The organism is Pseudoalteromonas sp. SK18, from assembly GCF_001974855.1.
Classification (GTDB): domain Bacteria; phylum Pseudomonadota; class Gammaproteobacteria; order Enterobacterales; family Alteromonadaceae; genus Pseudoalteromonas.
This window is the reverse complement of the sequence record NZ_MTQB01000018.1, coordinates 42,387-60,619: the sequence shown is the minus strand read 5'-3', so window position 1 is coordinate 60,619 and position 18,233 is coordinate 42,387. Positions and strand designations below refer to the sequence as shown.

Annotated in this window: 19 protein-coding genes; 4 read left to right on the top strand and 15 right to left on the bottom strand. The window is 41.5% G+C overall.

Annotated features, from left to right (window positions below; translation table 11 throughout):
* Nucleotides 1–10: 10 nt before the first annotated feature.
* Both BW139_RS13360 and metA read right to left on the bottom strand, forming a co-directional pair.
* Nucleotides 11–1,081: a homocysteine S-methyltransferase family protein gene (locus BW139_RS13360; protein WP_033104063.1), complete on the bottom strand. Its 1,071-nt coding sequence runs from the start codon at nt 1,079–1,081 to the stop codon at nt 11–13.
* Nucleotides 1,071–2,018, bottom strand: a complete 948-nt coding sequence (gene metA / locus BW139_RS13355; protein ID WP_008111930.1) for a homoserine O-succinyltransferase — start codon at nt 2,016–2,018, stop codon at nt 1,071–1,073. Before metA ends, BW139_RS13360 begins: the two co-directional genes overlap by 11 nt.
* Before the next feature lie 225 nt (nt 2,019–2,243).
* Here metA and ettA point away from each other — a divergent pair, with 225 nt between their 5' ends.
* The 4 genes from ettA to BW139_RS13335 all read left to right on the top strand — a co-directional run bounded on the left by ettA (nt 2,244) and on the right by BW139_RS13335 (nt 6,108).
* A complete protein-coding gene (ettA, locus tag BW139_RS13350) occupies nt 2,244–3,917 on the top strand; it encodes an energy-dependent translational throttle protein EttA (protein WP_008111928.1) in 1,674 nt (557 codons plus the stop codon).
* A 137-nt stretch (nt 3,918–4,054) separates the two neighbouring features.
* Nucleotides 4,055–4,417, top strand: a complete 363-nt coding sequence (locus tag BW139_RS13345; RefSeq protein WP_008111924.1) for a PilZ domain-containing protein — start codon at nt 4,055–4,057, stop codon at nt 4,415–4,417.
* A 57-nt stretch (nt 4,418–4,474) separates the two neighbouring features.
* Complete coding sequence (locus BW139_RS13340) at nt 4,475–5,383, top strand: histone deacetylase (RefSeq protein WP_033104062.1); 909 nt, start codon at nt 4,475–4,477, stop codon at nt 5,381–5,383.
* 56 nt (nt 5,384–5,439) lie between these two features.
* Complete coding sequence (locus BW139_RS13335) at nt 5,440–6,108, top strand: hypothetical protein (protein ID WP_076919997.1); 669 nt, start codon at nt 5,440–5,442, stop codon at nt 6,106–6,108.
* A gap of 78 nt (nt 6,109–6,186) precedes the next feature.
* Here the strand turns inward: BW139_RS13335 and cyoE are convergent, their stop codons facing one another.
* The 13 genes from cyoE to BW139_RS13270 form a co-directional block, all read right to left on the bottom strand.
* Nucleotides 6,187–7,071, bottom strand: a complete 885-nt coding sequence (gene cyoE / locus BW139_RS13330) for a heme o synthase (RefSeq protein ID WP_076919996.1) — start codon at nt 7,069–7,071, stop codon at nt 6,187–6,189.
* A 275-nt stretch (nt 7,072–7,346) separates the two neighbouring features.
* A complete protein-coding gene (gene cyoD / locus BW139_RS13325; protein ID WP_054202032.1) occupies nt 7,347–7,703 on the bottom strand; it encodes a cytochrome o ubiquinol oxidase subunit IV in 357 nt (118 codons plus the stop codon).
* Nucleotides 7,703–8,335, bottom strand: a complete 633-nt coding sequence (gene cyoC, locus BW139_RS13320) for a cytochrome o ubiquinol oxidase subunit III (RefSeq protein ID WP_076919995.1) — start codon at nt 8,333–8,335, stop codon at nt 7,703–7,705. Before cyoC ends, cyoD begins: the two co-directional genes overlap by 1 nt.
* Nucleotides 8,332–10,320: a cytochrome o ubiquinol oxidase subunit I gene (gene cyoB, locus BW139_RS13315; RefSeq protein WP_076919994.1), complete on the bottom strand. Its 1,989-nt coding sequence runs from the start codon at nt 10,318–10,320 to the stop codon at nt 8,332–8,334. The genes cyoC and cyoB overlap by 4 nt, the downstream gene beginning before the upstream one ends.
* Nucleotides 10,321–10,322: 2 nt before the next feature.
* Nucleotides 10,323–11,276 carry a ubiquinol oxidase subunit II gene (cyoA, locus tag BW139_RS13310; protein WP_076919993.1) on the bottom strand — a complete coding sequence of 318 codons (954 nt, stop codon included), beginning with the start codon at nt 11,274–11,276 and terminating at the stop codon, nt 10,323–10,325.
* 329 nt (nt 11,277–11,605) lie between these two features.
* Nucleotides 11,606–12,034, bottom strand: coding sequence for a hypothetical protein (locus BW139_RS13305; protein WP_010391099.1), 429 nt, complete (start codon nt 12,032–12,034; stop codon nt 11,606–11,608).
* A 326-nt stretch (nt 12,035–12,360) separates the two neighbouring features.
* Nucleotides 12,361–12,573: a (Na+)-NQR maturation NqrM gene (gene nqrM / locus BW139_RS13300; RefSeq protein ID WP_010391098.1), complete on the bottom strand. Its 213-nt coding sequence runs from the start codon at nt 12,571–12,573 to the stop codon at nt 12,361–12,363.
* Nucleotides 12,574–12,670: 97 nt separating this feature from the next.
* A complete protein-coding gene (locus BW139_RS13295; protein ID WP_076919992.1) occupies nt 12,671–13,693 on the bottom strand; it encodes an FAD:protein FMN transferase in 1,023 nt (340 codons plus the stop codon).
* 99 nt (nt 13,694–13,792) lie between these two features.
* On the bottom strand, nt 13,793–15,016 hold the full coding sequence (nqrF, locus tag BW139_RS13290) for an NADH:ubiquinone reductase (Na(+)-transporting) subunit F (protein WP_008111899.1): 1,224 nt from the start codon (nt 15,014–15,016) through the stop codon (nt 13,793–13,795).
* Nucleotides 15,017–15,033: 17 nt separating this feature from the next.
* Nucleotides 15,034–15,642: an NADH:ubiquinone reductase (Na(+)-transporting) subunit E gene (gene nqrE / locus BW139_RS13285; protein WP_006791490.1), complete on the bottom strand. Its 609-nt coding sequence runs from the start codon at nt 15,640–15,642 to the stop codon at nt 15,034–15,036.
* Between the two features lie 10 nt (nt 15,643–15,652).
* Nucleotides 15,653–16,285 (bottom strand): NADH:ubiquinone reductase (Na(+)-transporting) subunit D, encoded by a 633-nt coding sequence (locus BW139_RS13280; protein ID WP_006791491.1) that lies wholly within the window; start codon nt 16,283–16,285, stop codon nt 15,653–15,655.
* Entirely contained in the window at nt 16,285–17,034 is a 750-nt protein-coding gene (locus BW139_RS13275) for a Na(+)-translocating NADH-quinone reductase subunit C (protein ID WP_076919991.1), read from the bottom strand. Before BW139_RS13275 ends, BW139_RS13280 begins: the two co-directional genes overlap by 1 nt.
* Nucleotides 17,027–18,232 carry an NADH:ubiquinone reductase (Na(+)-transporting) subunit B gene (locus tag BW139_RS13270; protein ID WP_008111893.1) on the bottom strand — a complete coding sequence of 402 codons (1,206 nt, stop codon included), beginning with the start codon at nt 18,230–18,232 and terminating at the stop codon, nt 17,027–17,029. The genes BW139_RS13275 and BW139_RS13270 overlap by 8 nt, the downstream gene beginning before the upstream one ends.
* Between the last annotated feature and the right edge of the window lies 1 nt (nt 18,233).

The following is an 18,233-nucleotide window of genomic DNA, read 5'->3' as shown; positions in this document are numbered from 1 at the left end:
TGGCGGCTCCTTAATTTAAGTTACAGGCTTCTAGGCCTGACAGACGCATACGCACTTCAAGCTCTGGTAATTTTCGTGGTGCTGCGCCTTCAAGCCCTTTGGCAAAGGCACGAATGTGCGCAGGCGTAGTGCCGCAGCAACCGCCAACAATATTAATAAAGCCCGATTTACCCCAATCTATGATCTCTTTTGCCATGTCGTCTGCTTCTAGGTCATATTCACCAAACTCATTGGGTAAGCCCGCATTAGGGTGAACAGAGACAAAGGTTTCGCACACGCGCGATAGCTCTTCAACGTATTGGCGCAGTAAATCTGGCCCAAGAGCGCAATTTAAGCCAATTGAAAGCGGCTTAATATGGCGAATAGAGTTATAAAATGCTTCGGTGGTTTGCCCTGAAAGCGTGCGGCCTGAGGCGTCGGTGATAGTGCCTGATATCATCACTGGTAATGTACGCCCTGCTTGTTCAAACGCCTCTTCTACTGCGAATGAGGCGGCTTTTGCATTTAGGGTGTCAAATATGGTTTCTATAAGTATTAAATCAGCGCCGCCTTCCATTAATGCAAGAGTAGACTCCACATACGCAGTCACTAACTTATCAAAGGTGATATTACGATAGCCAGGGTCGTTTACATCCGGCGATAACGAACAGGTTTTAGATGTTGGCCCTAACACACCCGCTACATAGCGCGGTTTTTCTGGGGTTTTAGCGCTAAATTCATCACATACAGCACGGGCTAACTTAGCTGACTCTAAATTAACTTCACGGCTTATACTCGCCATGTCGTAATCTTCCATCGAAATGGTGGTCGAGTTAAAGGTGTTGGTTTCGATAATATCGGCACCGGCGGCTAAAAAGCTGCGGTGTATATCAGTAATAATTTCAGGCTTGGTTAGGCTTAATAAATCGTTATTACCTTTAATAAGCACATGCCAATCTTTAAAACGTTCACCACGGTAGTCTTGCTCTTCAAGCTTATGCGCTTGGATCATGGTTCCCATTGCACCATCTAAAATTAAAATGCGCTGTTTGAGCGCAGCGCTCAGCTGTTCATGCTTATTGTTTTGAGGATTATTCGGCATAGTTGTTAGTCCTTACGTCTTGGCTAACTAAGTTAATATCATAGGGTGTGGTTTGGTAAACGTAATAATTTAACCAGTTTGAAAACAGTAAAAACGCGTGGCTTTGCCATGTTTTAGACGGTTGTTTGCTGGCATCGTCATCAGGAAAATAGTTTTCAGGCTTTGGCGCATCGGGGCTTTTTTGTAAATCGCGCTCATATTCGGCTTTTAAACTGTCGGCATCGTATTCGGGGTGGCCGGTAATAAACACTTGGCTGCCCGATTTATTTTTAAGTAAATACGCCCCTACTCGTTCAGAGCCCGCTAATACCACCAGCTCTTCACAGGCGTTTATTTTATTAATATCTATGTGGCCATAGCGTGAGTGGGGTACTAAAAAGGTATCGTCAAAGCCGCGGGTAAGTGCACCATGGGCAAAGTAGCATTGGTGGGTAAACACCCCGCAGAGTTTATTGTCTTTTAAATCGCGCTTTAAATTATAACGGTGGTATAAAGCCGCGTGGGCAGCCCAGCACGAAAACAAGGTAGAAGTTACATGTTGCTCGGCCCAATCAATAATTACTTTGAGCTCTTCCCAATACGCTACTTCTTCATACTCTAAATGCGCGAGCGGTGCACCGGTAATTAACAGTGCATCGTAGTTGTTGTTTTTTACTTCTGAGAAGTAACGATAAAAAGTATCTAAGTGTTGCTCTGAGTTGCTACTACTGCGGTGCGTATCTAGGCGCAATAGCTCAACATTTACTTGCAGCGGAGAGTTAGCCAACAAGCGAATAAACTGTACTTCGGTTTCTACTTTATTAGGCATCAGATTAAGAATAGCCAAACGCATAGGGCGTATTTCTTGGGTTTTTGCACGCGTTTTTGGCATTACAAACACGTTTTCATGACGTAAACGTGCAATAGCTGGCAATTCGTCTTCTACTGTAATTGGCATTCTTAAAGCTCCTGCTCATAAAAACCGAGAGTTAATACGCTCTCATTATGAACAGAATGCCAAAAATATCAACCTCTAGATGTATAGATGTCTAAATGAAATTTATTCACGCGGTTTGTATAAATTGAATATGTACTTTAAAACAGTGCCATTCGTTGACTGTTTCACCTGTGAGCCACTACAATACAGCATTGAAATTTTTATTATTATTTGAAGGCTCCTTCCATGGTTTTACCTGATAAGTTTATATTCTCGATGAGTCGAGTATCTAAGGTTGTGCCACCAAAACGCACTATCTTAAAAGATATTTCGTTGCATTTTTTCCCAGGCGCAAAAATTGGTGTGTTAGGTTTAAATGGTTCTGGTAAATCATCACTACTTCGCATTATGGCGGGTGTTGATGAAGAGTTTGAAGGTGAAGCTCGCCCTCAACCAGGCACTAAAATTGGTTACTTACCGCAAGAGCCTGTTTTGGACGAAAGTAAAACAGTTCGTGAAATTGTTGAAGAAGCTGTAGGTGAAGTAAAACATGCCCTTAACCGCCTTGACGAAGTGTATAACGAATACGCAATGGAAGGCGCTGACTTTGACGCACTGGCTAAAGAGCAAGGTGAATTAGAAGCGGTTATTCAAGCGCACGATGGTCATAATATCGATAACGTATTAGAGCGTGCTGCCGATGCACTTCGTTTACCTGAGTGGGATGCTAAAATTGAGCACCTATCGGGTGGTGAGCGCCGTCGTGTTGCTATTTGTCGTTTGTTACTTGAAAAGCCAGATATGCTGATTCTCGATGAACCAACTAACCACTTAGATGCTGAGTCGGTTGCCTGGCTAGAGCGCTTCTTACATGACTACGAAGGCACTGTTGTGGCAGTAACGCATGACCGTTACTTCCTTGATAATGTAGCAGGTTGGATTTTAGAGCTTGACCGTGGTGAAGGTATTCCGTGGGAAGGTAACTATTCTTCTTGGCTTGAGCAAAAAGATGCCCGCTTACAACAAGAGCAAAAATCTGAAAAAGCACGTCAAAAGTCGATTGCACAAGAACTTGAGTGGGTGCGTTCAAACCCTAAAGGTCGTCAAGCTAAGTCAAAAGCACGTATGGCGCAGTTTAGCGAGCTACAACAGTCTGATTACCAAAAACGTAACGAAACCAACGAATTGTTTATTCCACCTGGGCCACGTTTAGGTGACCAAGTATTAGAAGTAAACAACTTACGTAAAAGCTTTGGCGACCGTGTTTTAATTGATGATTTAAGCTTTAGCATGCCTAAGGGCGCTATTGTGGGTATTATTGGTGCCAATGGTGCAGGTAAATCAACGCTATTCAAAATGTTAAGCGGTGAAGAGCAGCCAGATAGCGGCAATATTAGCATTGGTGAAACAGTAGAACTGGCAACTGTTGATCAGTTCCGTGGCAACATGGACGAAAGCAAAACGGTATTCCAAGAAATCTCTGACGGCCAAGATGTACTAAAAATTGGTAACTTTGAGTTCCCAAGCCGTGCTTACGTTAGCCGTTTTAACTTTAAAGGTAACGATCAGCAAAAGTTTGTTAAAGACTTATCTGGCGGTGAGCGCAACCGCTTACACCTAGCTAAGCTGTTAAAAGCAGGCGGCAACGTGGTGCTTCTGGATGAGCCAACTAATGACTTGGACGTTGAAACATTACGTGCTCTTGAGAATGCTATTTTAGAATTCCCAGGTTGTGTAATGTGTATCTCGCATGACCGTTGGTTCCTTGACCGTATTGCTACACACATTTTAGATTACCGCGACGAAGGCCAAATTAACTTCTTTGATGGTAACTACACTGAATACGAAGAGTGGCTTAAAAAGACTCTTGGCGCAGAAGCTGCACAGCCTAAGCGCATAAAGTATAAAAAAATTGGCTAACAGCCACAGTGAATAAGTTAAAAGCCCTGCATTTAATGCGGGGCTTTTTTATGCGAGCTATTTTTATCTTTAAGCAAATTGGCGTGTTGGGCATTACCAGCTATGCTTATTATAAATAACAGCTTTATAAGATTATTATGCAAAACCGTCGGCAATTTTCTCGTATTATGTTCTCTACTGCAGCGCAATTAGTTATGGCTAGCAGCCAGTATGAATGCACTCTATTAGATATCTCTTTACATGGTGCGCTTATTACTAAAAGCGATGCATTTACTGGGAACAAAAATGACGAAGCAGTACTACGTTTTACTTTGCCACAAAGCGATATTGAAATAAAAATGCCGGTGGTTATTCGTCACATAGAAGAAAACCATATTGGTCTTAAATGCCATAGTATTGATATAGACAGTATCACGCATTTAAAGCGTTTAGTTGAGCTAAACCTTGCTGATGAAACATTATTACACCGCGAGCTTGAAACGCTTATTCACCAAACATAAATAGACGCACTGCGTGAAGTTTATTACCATAATCAAAAATAATTAAACGACGCAGATATGAGTTTAAACCCCAATCTACCTTTAGTTTATCATCCTAACTACTCGTTTAGTTTTGATCCCAAGCATCGCTTTGTAATGAGTAAGTTTGCTCAGCTACACCAGCATGTTAAAACCCTTGGACTTGCTGGCAGTAATATCACAGAACCACCACATGGTAGTGTAGAAGAGCTAGAAATAGTACATTGTGAAAACTACATTCACGATTTATGGCATAACCGCCTAGATGAAAAAGCCATGCGCCGTATTGGCTTGCCTTGGTCACAAGCACTAATGAACCGCACATTTACCGCTCCGTTGGGAACACTGCAAACCGCGCGTTTAGCACTTGAAAATGGACTTGCGTGCCACTTAGCAGGCGGCACTCATCATGCCCACAGTGATTTTGGATCGGGTTTTTGTATGGTTAACGATTTAGCTTTTACCGCACAAACGTTAATTCAAAACCGGGAAGTTACCAACGTACTGATTTTTGATTTAGATGTTCACCAAGGCGATGGCACCGCAGCTATGCTGGCTCATCAACCATATGCGTTTACCTGTTCAATACACTGTGAAAAAAACTTCCCATTTAGAAAGTCCCCTAGCGATTTAGATATTGGTTTAGCTAATAATATGCAAGACGCTGAATATTTAGGTATTGTTGACGATACGCTGCAATTTTTATTAAACGAGCTTAACCCGGATCTTGTTTTATACGATGCTGGCGTTGATATTTGGCAAGAGGATGGCTTAGGCAAACTGGATATTAGTTGGCAAGGGATAGAAAAGCGCGATCACTTAGTGCTTAAACGCTGCCTTGCAAATAATACTCCTGTTGCCACTGTGATTGGTGGAGGCTATGACAGAGATCATCAGCGCCTAGCAAAGCGCCATGGCATTGTTATAGAACAAGCGGCCAGTTTTTAAATAAAAAATACATAAACTAAGCTACACTTTAAGCTTATAAATTAATTGAGGTTATTATGCGGTTATTCACTTTTATATTATTGTTTATCTGTTTAGTTTTACCGATAAGCGCTCTGGCTGAAGACCCACCTGAGCTTCCGCCATTAGATCCCAAATATGAAGCAGAGCATGCCATGGTACTGGTTAACCATGGTTCAAGTGTGTACGCCATTAATATTCCAAGCTATGAGCTTCCTTATAATATGCACGTTATGTACAAAGTGGATGTATCGGATATTCCGTTTTTAGATCTAGTACGTGATGCTGAGTTAATCACAGTAAAACCAAAGCCGTTTAATATTCAACGCTTAATGCGAGGCGAAGAAGTCGCGATTACCGGCGATGTATACCTTGGTGATTACAAGCAAGGGGGTAGCTTAGTTTACAGTGATAAACTGATAGAGCTCAGCGAGCAAATGTTTACGCGTGAGCTAACCGATTTAAATCCAGCCTCAAAATGGCAGCAGTACGATATGGTTACGCTAAAAAACAATAACCGTATTTATATTCATCAAATAACCCAACCGCCCAGCTTTCATCATATTATGTTTGTTGATTTAAATGGCGCCTGCTTACAAAAGTTCCGTACCTCAACCGAAGTGCCTTCTGCTGGTGAACTCAATTATAAGTTTATAAATTGTGGCACATTAAAACCCATGTATTACGATGCAGAAAAATTAAAATAAATCGAAAAAAGGCTCCTCGCAATGCTCAGAGCCTTTGGTTAACTTTGGGAATTAACTCGGTTCATTGATCAGATAAGATCAGTTTAGCGCCACTAACTGTGGCGCAATTGTTTGATAATCTACCGCCATGGCAATACTCAAAGCGGTAATGTTAATAATTGAAAACGCAAACACTTGGCGTGCCCAACGGGTGGTGTCTATGTTGTAGCGATACCCTCTAAGTGCCATGAGTAACCACCAAAAACTGGTGATACAGGCAACGGCCATAAAGGCAGCACCGGTATAACCACTAATTGGCAATAGCATCACCACTAAAGCATATACGGCAATATAAAGCACAATATGGCGCTTAGCTTTATTAACACCTTGTGCCACGGGCAATACTGGAATATTAGCGGCTTGGTAATCCTTAAAGCGAAAAATAGCAATTGCATATGAGTGCGGCATTTGCCACAAACTAAACATCACCAGCAGTATTAATGCGCCCATATCGAACACACCCGTAACGGCGCAATAGCCAACAACAGGTGGAACTGCGCCCGACAAACTACCAATAAAGGTGCCGTAAACAGAGTTGCGTTTCATGTAGAGGCTATAAGCCCCTACATAGATAACATAGCCAAAGGCGGCAAAAAATACCGCCGCTTGAGTGGTAAAGGCGATTAATAAGCCAAAGCCAATTAGCCCTAATAACACGCCATGGCTTAAAGCGGCTTTTGCAGACATTTCACCCGTTACAGTCACACGTGAGCGAGTGCGCGCCATGGCAACATCAATGTCTCTATCAATAACATTGTTTATGGCACATCCCGATGCAACAACAAGCGATAAACCAACCAAGGTAACCAACATTAACCATGGGTCTATATCACCGCGGGCGGCGAGTAAAAAACCACCGGCAACGCTGATCAAATTCCCCATAATAATACCTGGCTTAGTAACAGCTAAATAACGACGAAACATCTGAAACCTCTAGGGTCTGTTGACCTTTGCGGATTAAAATTTGTTCAAACTAGGGGCGATTTAATCGCGGCGCGAGGTTTGTAACCTAGTGGGCTAAGTCAAAACCGAGCAACAAAGAGTAAATCGACCCTAGGCAGAACCCTTCGGGCAGCGCCTGTTTGGCATTGATGCTGCGTTATCGCCTATTTATGGGGAATAACCACACCACGTAGGCTCTGCCTTGCCTAAATACCAAACAGGCTGCTGCAGATTCAACCTTGAAAGGTCAACAGACCCTAGTACATCATCATTGCGTTTGATTCATAAATGATCCAAACAGACAGTCCAACCACCATGACGATGATCAACGCGCTAAACAAGAAGGTAAAGGTATTTGCTTTACCTTCATCAGTGGTGAAATTAAGGTGTAAAAAGTATTTTAAATGCACCCAAATTTGCACGATTGCTAAAGTAACGATACTCCAGAGTGTGGTGACCTTTGAAAAGTCGCCCTCCATCACCATCCAAAATGGAATGGCCGTTAAAATCACTGATAAGACAAAGCCAATCAGGTATGTTTTAACACTACCATGTGATTGATCATGATGTTGGCTTTGCATTTGCGCTAAAGCATGTGTTTCGCTATGGCTCATTACATTGCCCCCATTAAATAAACAACGGTAAATACACAAATCCACACAATATCTAAAAAGTGCCAAAATAAGCTTAAGCAACTTAAGCGCGTGACGGTTTGTTTACCTAAACCGCGCTTAATCACCTCAATCATCATTATGCACATCCAGATAAGGCCTGCAGTTACATGTAAACCATGCAAGCCCACTAATGAGAAAAACGATGTTAAAAAAGCACTTTGCTGTGGGCCATTGCCATGAACAATTAAATGATGAAACTCATAAATTTCCATACCAATAAACACCGCGCCTAAACAAAAAGTGACCGCGAGCCAACCAAGCGTCAGCGCCTTTTTTTGCCCTTGAGCGGCAATCATGGCAAAACCAAAAGTAATACTACTTATAAGTAGCGCCGCAGTTTCAACGGCAACAAAATCAAGCTCAAAAATATCTTTGCCCGATACACCGCCTGCAGTGTTCATATAAAGCACTGCGTAGGTTGCAAAAAATGAGGCAAATAAAAGGCAATCGGTCATTAAATAAAGCCAAAAGCCAAAGATTGTATCGCCTGAGGTATCGTGATGTTCATGCGTATGACTTACGCTATGAGGCTCTAAATTTACATGGCCTTGAGTTGCAGATAACGTACTCATGCGCTTACCTCCTTCGTGTTACTGGCAATATGCGCGCCTTCAATTTGTAATATTTCATCGTTTTGCACGTAGTAATCTACATCACTGGTGTAAGCACGGTTAATAAACAGCGCAATCGCGCCAATAAAACCAAGCCCTGCTAGCCACCAAATATGCCAGATCATGGCAAAACAAAACACCGTTAAACTCGCAGCAATAAGCACACCCGATGCGGTATTTTTTGGCATATGAATTGGGCTATAGCTAGATTTACCTTGATAAGCTAGGCCTTTTTCTTTCATATCAGTCCATGTATCAATATCATCAACATGCGGGATTTCAGCAAAGTTATAGTATTGCGGTGGTGATGACGTTGACCATTCAAGGGTGTGACCGTTCCAAGGATCGCCAGTGGTATCATCAAGCGCTTCGCGGTTTTTAAAGCTCACATAAAGCTGAATAACTTGGCAAATAATACCGAACATAATAATCACGGCACCCACTGCAGCAATATAAAGCCAGATATTCCAATCAGGATTATTAGAGTGGTTTAAGCGACGCGTCATGCCCAAAAAGCCGAGTACGTACAATGGCATAAAGGCTACGAAGAAACCGATTAACCAACACCAAAATGACGCTTTACCCCAACGCTCATCAAGCTTAAAGCCCATTGCTTTTGGAAACCAAAAAACAAACCCGGCTAAGTAGCCAAATACTGCGCCACCAATGATGGTGTTATGGAAATGAGCGATTAAAAATAAGCTGTTATGCAATACATAATCGGCACCAGGGATTGCCAGTAATACCCCCGTCATACCACCAATACTGAAGGTAACCATAAAACCAAGCGTCCACAGTACGGGAACAGTAATGCGCAAACGGCCACGGTAAATAGTAAACAGCCAACTAAATAACTTAACCCCAGTAGGGACAGCTATGACCATGGTCATCACCCCAAAGAAGGCATTTACATTAGCGCTTGAGCCCATAGTAAAGAAGTGATGTAACCATACAATAAAACCAAGAATAGAAATGGCACCGCTGGCATATACCATCGATTTATAACCAAATAAACGTTTACCAGTGAAGGTCGACACTATTTCAGAGAAGATACCAAAAGCTGGTAATACTAAAATGTATACCTCTGGGTGACCCCATGCCCAAAACAGGTTGATATACATCATGGCGTTACCGCCGGCTTCATTAGTGAAGAAGTGGAAATCTAAATAACGGTCTAGCGTTAGCATGGCCAGCACGGCGGTTAAAATTGGAAATGATGCCGCAATTAAGATATTTGCCCAGGTACATGCCCATGTGAAAATTGGCATTTTCATCAGTGTCATACCAGGGGCACGCATTTTAAATACTGTCACTAGGAAGTTAACAGCGGTTAATAGCGTACCGAGCCCCGATATTTGCAAGGCCCAAATATAATAATCGACCCCCACCCCAGGGCTAAAGGTCAACTCCGACAACGGTGGGTAAGCAACCCAGCCTGTTTTAGCAAACTCACCAAATATCAGCGATAGATTTATTAAAATGGCGCCACTGGCAGTAAACCAAAAACTTAAATTATTTAAAAATGGAAAAGCCACATCGCGAGCACCAATTTGCAGTGGTACAACAATATTCATTAAACCAATCATAAATGGCATCGCCATAAAGATGATCATAATAACGCCATGGGCGGTGAATATTTGGTCGTAATGTTCTGGCGGCAGGTAACCTGGCGCACCACTGGTAGCAAGCGCTAACTGCGCACGCATCATAATGGCATCAGAAAAACCACGAAACAGCATGATTAGCGCTAATAAAATGTACATGACGCCTAAGCGTTTATGATCAACCGAGGTGATCCAGTCGCGCCAAAGCACACCCCATTTTTTATATTTTGTTATTAGTCCGGCTATAATAAGCCCGACAATAGCAATCACCGCCATGGTAACCATGATAATAGGTTCATGAAACGGAATTGCATCTATAGATAATTTACCTAAAAACGACATGATTATTCCTCGCCCTGGCCGTGTGATGATGGCATTGAATGATTACCCATTGCCTGATGCTCATTACTCATCTGCTGATGTTTACCCATCGAGTGATGTTTTTTGTTCATATCGCCATGCGCCTGCATGTATTTCATCACTATGGTATGAAATAAACCGTCATCAACCTTGCCATAATAAGCGACGGGATTGTTTTCACTCGCTTTGGCAAGCTCAACATAATTGGCATGAGTAAGGCTATTAGCGTTGGTTTTAACCTGTTCAACCCACTGGCTAAAGTCAGCTTTTGTTGGTGTTGCGATGGCATTAAATTTCATACCAGTAAAACCGGCGCCACTGTAATTAGCCGAAAAGCCTTTAAACGTGCCTGGCTCATTAGCAATTAAATGCAGCTTAGTTTCCATGCCCGCCATTGAGTAAATTTGACTACCTAACTGGGGAATGAAAAACGAGTTCATGGTACTTTCTGAGGTGATTTTGTATTCAACCGGAACATTAGCAGGAAATACCAATTCGTTTACCGTAGCAATACCTTGCTCAGGGTAAATAAATAACCACTTCCAATTAAGTGACACCACTTCAACAGTTAAGTGTTCACCTTTACCCTCTATCGGTTTATAAGGGTCAAGCTCTTGAGTTGACTGCCAGGTGATCACACCTAAAATAACAACAATAACAATAGGAACCGCCCATACAACAGCCTCAATCTTATTAGAGTGAGCCCATTTTGGTGCGTAAATTTCATGGTTTTGTGTGTCTCTGTATTTCCAAGCAAAATATAAAGTCATCACAATAACGGGGATCACAACTAACAACATAAGCACAGTGGCGATGATGATCAGATTTTTCTCATCAATACCTATCTGCCCTTTTGGGTCGAGTACCCCGCCATTACAGCCTGATAAAATCAGCGCCATACTAGCTAAAGCAATATTAAAAAGGTTACGAATTAACAAGGGACTATCCTAAAACCTAAAGAGTTTTTATTAGCTGCCAAAAATATTTAGCAACGATATTTGATAAAAACCCAAGTTAATTAAGATTGAATTACAAATAATGCAGAGCGAATGCAAGCATGAAGTATTGACCACTGGCTTAATAAAAAACACCTAGCAGAACCAACCCAGCTTTTTTAAACACATTAATATAACGCAATAAAAATTAACTTGGGTGAGGTGTGGTTGGCTGAGAGTGTGTAAAAACACTAAGCTACAATGAAAGTAATCGTTATTTACAGCAAGAATAAATAATTAGATACCACAGGTGTAACCTATACCCATAAAAATTAATGGGTAAACAGACAACCTGTAAAGCTAGGTGGAGCACGACAACCATGTGCAGCTTGCACGGGTTGCTGAACTTTAGCCTCGCTAAAAGCAAAGGCTGCTTTACGGAGGATTATTCCAGCACGACGCGCTGGAAACATGTGGAACAATAGCCAACAAAGGCCAATAAGTAACTGACACGATAAGATAGGATGAGCTAAGAATTCGGCAATAGTCAGTAATAATGGCTCTATAAAAAAGCCATCACTGATCAATGCTTCAAGCCTAAAGGCATCCTCAATAGCGCCACTAAGCAACATAACGGCATTAAAAACTAATAATGTTACAGCCACACTCACGCCTCTTTTCGCTTTATTAAAGCGCTCATGCAACACTGACTTACCTAAGGTAAGCAAAGCGCTGGTATGAAACAAAGAAAATGAGTTCAAAAACATTAACCTATTAAAATGACTAATAACAAAATTAGGTATACACCGTGGCAACAAAAACAAGTTGCAGCCGTAAAGCCTTATACAGTGACATGAAATACAGTCTCAACGCATTAGCACTATTTTGCTAAGCTAGAATTGATCCGCATCAATAGAACTTTCAAAACTTACTGAAAGTTCGGGCATGAGTATAACAAAGAGAGTTTTCTGTTCAAGATAAAAACACGATTATTTTATCAGCTGGTGATTTATTTATGGCGATATAAATAAAAAACCTCCCGTAGTGAGCTACGAGAGGTTTTTTGTTTAAACAGAAATAAATCTATTTAAAGAATTTGGTTTTCTTTCCATACTTGCTCTTTGGCTAGACGCTTTTTGCGTTTATCGCATGGATCATCGCAATCACATGCTTTATCAATACCTACAGAGCCTAAGCCTCCGCAGCTACTCGCCATCGATTTTCTTTGAACTATCATGCCTATCGCCATCGCAGCGACAATTAAAATAAGTAAGCCAAAGGTTAGAAAAAAAAGTGACATTGCTTAGCCCCTATTGTTCAGCAATAAAATGAGCTCAAATAGCGTACTTGAGCTCCGTATATTATATACCCTCATGCTAAGGATATAAACCTAAAGACTATAAATAAGGCTTAAACGCAGGACTTGAATAAGTGACTAAACCATCAGGCGATTTAGCAATTAAATACACTGGTAAATCATGCTGCTGCGCATAACGTTGTGCTTTTTCCATTCCCATAACCGTTAAAGCAGTCGCTAAACCGTCGGCCGTCATAGCGCTAGGGTGTAAAACTGTAACAGAAACTAAGTCATGCTTAATTGGCATCCCTGTCATAGGATCAATAAGGTGAGTATAGGTTTCGCCATCCATAGTATAAAAGATTCGATAATCACCTGAGGTGGCAATACCGTTATTGCCTGGTGCAAGTACACGGTGTACTTTTCGCTCACCCGGGCTTGCATCAGGTTGTTCAATTGCTATTCGCCATGCTTGATTGTCTGGTTTTGTACCAGCAATACGTAGCTCCCCGCCAATCTCAACCATGTAATCTGTAATGCCTTTGCTTTGCAATAGCTCAGCCACTTTATCAATACCATAGCCTTTTGCTGTTGCTGAAAACGACAACTCTAAATCAGCCATTGTTTTTACTAAGCCTTGGTCGTTAAGCACTAGCTTATCTATACCAATGTTTGCAGTCATTGCCTGAAGCTCATCATCAGTTGGTCGGTTTGTTGGTTTTTTATCTGGACCAAATCCCCATAAATCAATTAGCGGCCCCATAGTCACATCGAGGGTCTTAGTTGAGTTACCAATACGCATAGATTCACTAATAACGGCTCTAAAATCATCACTGATTGGCATTACTTCGTTGGCACCTAAACGGTTAAAGGTGTTTATTTCAGAATCTTTAATATAGGTCGACATAGACTGGTTGATATCAACTAAAACCGCATCGATTTCTGCTTGTACTGCTTGAGGGTCAACTTGCTCAGCGTAAAACTTAATGTGGTAAGTTGTACCCATCGTTTTACCTTCTAAGTAGGTTTCCTTTGGGACTGATTTTCCACATCCAGATAACAGTAAAGTCAGCGTGATTATAAATAAGGCGATTATGCCCTGGGGAGTATTTACTTTGTTCATAACAACCCTACTTAATAGGTTAAAAATTAATATAAAAAAGCCTCGTCACATAAAATGCGACGAGGCTGGTATTTTAACTAAATTTAATCAGTTTGGGTATTAGCCACCGAAATCATCTAGTAAGATGTTTTCTTCTTCAACACCTAAGTCTTTAAGCATAGTGATAACAGCCGCATTCATCATTGGAGGACCACACATGTAGAACTCACAATCTTCAGGCGCTTCGTGATCTTTAAGATAGTTCTCAAATAACACGTTATGGATAAAGCCAGTGTAGCCTTCCCAGTTATCTTCTGGTTGCGGATCTGAAAGCGCAGTGTGCCAAACGAAGTTTTCGTTTTGCTCAGCTAGGCCGTCAAAATCTTCAACATAGAACATTTCACGTTTAGAACGCGCACCATACCAGAAACTAATTTTACGCTTAGAGTTTAAACGCTTAAGTTGGTCAAAGATATGTGAACGCATTGGTGCCATACCTGCACCACCACCTACGAATACCATTTCAGCGTCTGTGTCTTTAGCGAAGAACTCACCAAATGGACCAGAAATAGTTACTTTATCGCCTTCTTTAAGTGACCAAATGTACGAAGACATTTTACCACATGGTAGGCTTAAGTTTCTTGGCGGCGGCGTAGCGATACGCACGTTAAGCATGATGATGCCTTCTTCTTCTGGATAGTTAGCCATTGAGTAAGCACGAATTGTTTCTTCGTCTACTTTTGACTCCAGATCGAAGAAACCAAAATGGTTCCAATCGCCACGATACTCTTCAGGAATATCGAAATCTGCATATTTAACATGGTGAGCTGGCGCTTCGATCTGGATGTAACCACCCGCACGGAACGGCACTGACTCGCCATCAGGAATTTGTAGCTTAAGTTCTTTAATGAACGTCGCTTTGTTATCGTTAGAGATAACTTCACAATCCCATTTTTTAACACCGAAAATTGACTCTTCAAGTTCAATTTCCATGTCGTTTTTAACATTAACCTGACACGCTAGGCGACAACCTTCACGTGCTTCACCTTTAGAGATGTGGTCAAGTTCAGTTGGCAGAATATCACCGCCGCCTTCTTTAATGTGTACGCGACACTGGCCACAAGAGCCACCGCCACCACATGCAGAAGATACGAAAATACCTGACTCAGATAGTGCACCTAATAGCTTACTACCTGCTGATGTTTTAATGGCTTTGTCTGCATCGCCATTAATGCCGATGATGATATCACCGCTTGCAACTAGCTTAGATTTAGCACCAATGATGATTAAAACTAGTATTACAACGATAGCGATAAAAACACCAACGCCTAAGAAAATATCCATGATTGACCTCGCTATTATTACAGTGAAATACCAGAGAATGACATAAAGCCAAGACCCATCAAGCCAACAGTGATGAAGGTAATACCTAAACCACGTAAACCATCTGGTACGTCTGAATACTTCATTTTCTCACGGATACCTGCAAGTAATGTAATTGCAAGCGCCCAACCCACACCAGCGCCAATACCATAAACAACAGACTCGCCGAAGTTATAGTTACGCTCAACCATGAAGGCTACCGCACCAAAAATTGCACAGTTAACTGTGATTAGTGGTAAGAAAATACCTAATGCGTTGTAAAGCGGTGGGAAGAACTTATCTAATGCCATTTCAAGAATTTGCACTAGTGCTGCAATAACACCAATGAAAGTTAAGAAACGTAAAAAGCTAAGATCTGCTTCTGGGTAACCAAGCCACTCTAGTGAACCTGGTGCTAATACCGCATGGTAAACCAAGTTGTTAACCGGTACTGAAATACCTAATACAACAATAACCGCTACACCTAGGCCAATTGATGTAGTTACTTTTTTAGACACGGCTAAGAAAGTACACATACCTAGGAAGAATGCTAACGCTAAGTTTTCAATAAAAACGGCTTTTACAAATAAACTAATATAATGTTCCACTTATCGCCCCTTACGCTTTAGCTTCTACTTGGTCTTTCTTATAAGTACGAAGTACCCAAATGAATAAACCAATGATGAAGAATGCACTCGGTGGTAAGATCAATAGACCCATAGGTTGGTACCAACCACCATTTTGTACTAATGGAATAATATCAACACCGAATAGTGAACCTTTACCGAATAACTCACGAATAAAGCCAACAGTAAGTAACACTACAGAGTAACCTAAGCCATTACCAATACCATCAAGGAAAGACATTAATGGCGGCGACTTCATTGCATAAGCTTCAGCACGACCCATTACGATACAGTTAGTAATGATTAGACCAACGAATACTGATAACTCTTTTGCCGTAGCGTAAGAGAAAGCTTGTAGTACTTGGTCAACCACGATTACTAATGATGCAATAATCGTCATCTGTACGATGATACGTACTGATGATGGGATATGGTTACGAATAGTCGAGATAAAAAGGCTAGAGAATGCAGTTACCAAGGTCAATGCAATTGACATGATTAATGCATTTTTTAAGCTAGACGTTACCGCTAGCGCAGAACAAATACCAAGTACTTGTAATGCGATTGGGTTGTTAGCGAAAACTGGACCAAATAGGACCGCCTTCATTTCTTTAGTATCAGCCATTAGTTCAATGCTCCTTTACGTACTTTCGCAAGGAAAGGGCCAAAGCCATTTTCGCCAGTCCAAAAATCAACTGCATGGTCAACACCGTTAGACGTTAATGTAGCACCTGAAAGACCATCGATCTTATGCTCATCACCGGCAGCAGTCCCTTTAACGATTTGGATTGGTAACTCTTTACCTTCCCACGTTGCAGTCCACTGTGGGTTTTGAATTTCACCACCTAGACCAGGTGTTTCGTTATGTTTGTAGAAAATGATGTCTTTAACTGTTTCGCCATCGCTTTCAAGCGAGATAAAACCGTACATTAAGCCCCATAAACCATAACCCTGAATAGGAAGGATGATTGCATCAGTAGAGCCATCGTCTTTTTTAGAGATGTAAACAGGTGCACGCTTGGTAATACGTTGAATACCGGCGATGTCCTTAATGCCACTCTCTTTTAAAGATTTGCTTAACTCAGCATCGTATTTGCTTTTTTCAAAGTCAAAGTCTTCTACCGGCTCAGCAAACTCACCACTTTGCATATCAACAAAGCGGGTTTCGATTTTAGCTTCAAACGTTTCGGCAACGTTATCAACTTTGCTAATACCAGCAGCAGCTAAGATATTGCTTTGAATATCTTTTGCTTTATTTGCTTTTTGCAGAGGGCGTAGTTGTACAGATGTTAGTGATACAATAACTGCACACACTAAACATAATGAGACAACAACAGCTAGCGTTTTGCCAATTGATTCGTTATTACTAGACATTACGTGCCAACCTCCGCTTGATATTAGCTTGCACTACAAAGTGATCGAATAAAGGTGCAAACAAGTTAGCAAATAAGATTGCTAGCATGATGCCCTCTGGGTATGCAGGGTTAACAACACGGATCATGATAACCATAAAGCCAATAAGCGCACCGTATGCTAATTTACCTTTATCAGTAAATGCAGCAGATACAGGGTCAGTTGCCATAAAGAACATACCGAATGCAAAACCACCTAATACCATGTGCCAGTACCAAGGCATAGCAAACATTGCATTGGTTTCAGAACCAATGGTGTTCAGTATTGATGAGGTTACTACCATACCTAGGAATACACCTAGCACGATACGCCAAGACGCAATGCGCACGTAAATTAGGAATAAACCACCAATTAGTACAGCTAGTGTAGACGTTTCACCCATAGAACCTTGAATGAATCCGTAAAACGCATTCCACCAAAGCTCAATATCAGTCGCGTAATTTAACGTACCAGCAAACGCTTGACCAAGCATAGTCGCGCCAGAGAATGAATCTACGGCAGTCCATACTGTGTCACCTGAAATTTGTGCAGGGTATGCGAAGAATAAAAACGCACGACCAGCAAGAGCAGGGTTTAAGAAGTTACGGCCTGTACCACCAAATATTTCTTTTGCGATAACTACACCAAAAGTAATACCTAGCGCAACTTGCCATAAAGGAATCGTTGCAGGCAGAATTAATGCAAACAATACAGAAGTTACGAAGAAACCTTCATTAACTTCATGCTTACGCACAGAAGCAAATAACACTTCCCAGAAACCACCAACAATAAAGGTAGTTGCATAAATAGGTAGGAAGAAACAGGCTCCGTAGAACATTTTCGCCCCCCAGCCTGCATCAACGGTTAATTCACCGCCAAGTAACTGGAATAAACCTACTTGCCAAATATTCGCTAGCTCAAAGCCATTACCAAGTGCAATTGCAGCTTGATGGCCAATATTGAACATACCAAAGAACATGGCAGGGAACGTCGCCATCCACACTAAAATCATCATGCGTTTTAGGTCGATGTTATCACGAACGTGAGTTGAACCTTTATTTACGTAACCTGGCGTGTAAAAAATAGTCGCAGCAGCTTCATACAGCGCGTACCATTTTTCATGCTTACCACCTGGTTCAAAATGTGGTTCGATATCTTCTAAGAAAGTTTTTAAGCCCATT